General features: G+C 37.3%; 3 protein-coding genes. 1 reads left to right on the top strand and 2 read right to left on the bottom strand.

What is annotated here, in order from left to right:
• Positions 1–126 precede the first annotated feature (126 nt).
• Entirely contained in the window at positions 127–321 is a 195-nt protein-coding gene (locus CHI10_RS09670) for a hypothetical protein (RefSeq protein ID WP_035328635.1), read from the bottom strand.
• A gap of 195 nt (positions 322–516) precedes the next feature.
• Between CHI10_RS09670 and CHI10_RS09665 the strand changes: the two genes are divergently transcribed.
• Positions 517–1,137, top strand: a complete 621-nt coding sequence (locus CHI10_RS09665; protein ID WP_095244091.1) for a YktB family protein — start codon at positions 517–519, stop codon at positions 1,135–1,137.
• Between the two features lie 77 nt (positions 1,138–1,214).
• Here the strand turns inward: CHI10_RS09665 and CHI10_RS09660 are convergent, their stop codons facing one another.
• The gene (locus CHI10_RS09660) at positions 1,215–1,490 is read right to left on the bottom strand and encodes a UPF0223 family protein (protein ID WP_048010626.1); all 276 of its coding nucleotides are present in this window, start codon (positions 1,488–1,490) and stop codon (positions 1,215–1,217) included.
• Positions 1,491–1,574 lie beyond the last annotated feature (84 nt).

Below are 1,574 nucleotides of genomic sequence, written 5' to 3'. Positions count from 1 at the left end.
AGCAACAAACTTTGCGAAAACAGCCAAAATAATAAACGAACCCCTCATAGTATCATGGAGTTCGTTTCTAATTTTTTCTTCTTATTTGCATTTTTTCTGCCTTTTCTCCTTTATCGGCAATTCATCTTATAGTGCTTTTAATCTAAGAAGTTCCTGCCTGATTTTTTCCAGCTTTAGCTTAGATTGTTTTTGAAGGTCTTCATTCTTTTCTGACATGGCATCAAACAAAGTAGCAAGCTCATAGTCCATTTCCAGCCTTAAAACCGCTGTCCTTTCCCTATCACCATTTTTCTTTTTCACTGTATTCATTAGTTGTTTCATTAGACAGTACACCCCTTCCAAAAGTGTTTAATTTTCTGATTATTTTTACTTTTATCATATGAAGGACAATTCTCGATTGCAACTAATTTGTGCGATAACCTAAAACTTTATTTCACCAATTCCATAGAGCTTTAAATTTTTGGATTGTTTCCGGGTATGCTACAATATTTGACAAAGCATACAGGAGGTCAGCTTATGTCTTTTTCCGGTTTTACAAACGATGATTTTGATGTCTTTAAAATAGATGGATTGGATGAAAGAATGGACAGGTTAAAATCTGTTATTAGGCCTAAATTAGAAGAATTGGGCCGCCATTTTGCACCATCCCTCTCCAGCCTGTCAGGAGTTGAAATGTTCCCTCATGTTGCCAAACATGCGAGAAGAACAAAGAATCCGCCAAATGATACTTGGGTCGCATTTGCAAGCAATGCGAGAGGGTATAAAATGCTTCCACATTTCCAGATAGGATTATGGGAAACTCATGTATTTATCTGGTTTGCCATAATCTATGAAGCACCAGATAAAATCGCTGCAGGCAAGTTATTTGAGAACAGCCTGGACAAAATTTATAAAGAAATACCCAGTGATTATGTCTGGTCCGGAGACCACACAAAACCAGATGCTGTTTTACATGAGCGAATGGACAAGGAAGAGTTGAGATCCATGTTTCAGCGTCTGCAAAATGTTAAAAAAGCGGAAATTCTTTGCGGCTATCATATTTCTCGAGAAGATGCCGTTCGCATGTCACCTGATCAGTTTATTGAAAAAGCTGAATCTGTATTTAGAAATTTATTACCCCTATACAAATTGGCATAAACATGTTTTCAGAACGTGGATTTGGCATTAAAAAAACAAAACCTTCAGCAAGTTGAAGGTTTTGTTTTTTTAAAAGTCTATTTCTGCATTTTTAATTTGTCCCCGGCTGAACGTTCTTTAGCCAATTTTACTGTCCTGTAGGAGGAATAGCCGCTTTGTTCTTCAAAGTCATCGCAGATGTTTTTCTCCTGAGCTTTCCCCGGAACGATTTCCTTGAAGCGTCTATATGCATTCATGAATTGTTCCCGCTCAATTCCTTTTTCGTATGCCATTTCAATGCTTTCAAAATATTTTATAACATCCACAATTTCTTCTGTCGACCAATCCTGGTCAATCGGGTACTGATATTCCATTACCTTTCACCTCATTTATGATATTCATGATGCATTTTATCGCAGTCTAACGGTCAGTAAGTCCCCCACTTCCAGACTCAGAGA

Origin of the sequence: Bacillus sp. 7894-2, from assembly GCF_002272225.1 — a bacterium.
Taxonomy (GTDB): Bacteria; Bacillota; Bacilli; order Bacillales; family Cytobacillaceae; genus Cytobacillus.
Note: the sequence above shows the minus strand (reverse complement) of the source record. Positions and strands in the feature narration are given on the sequence as shown.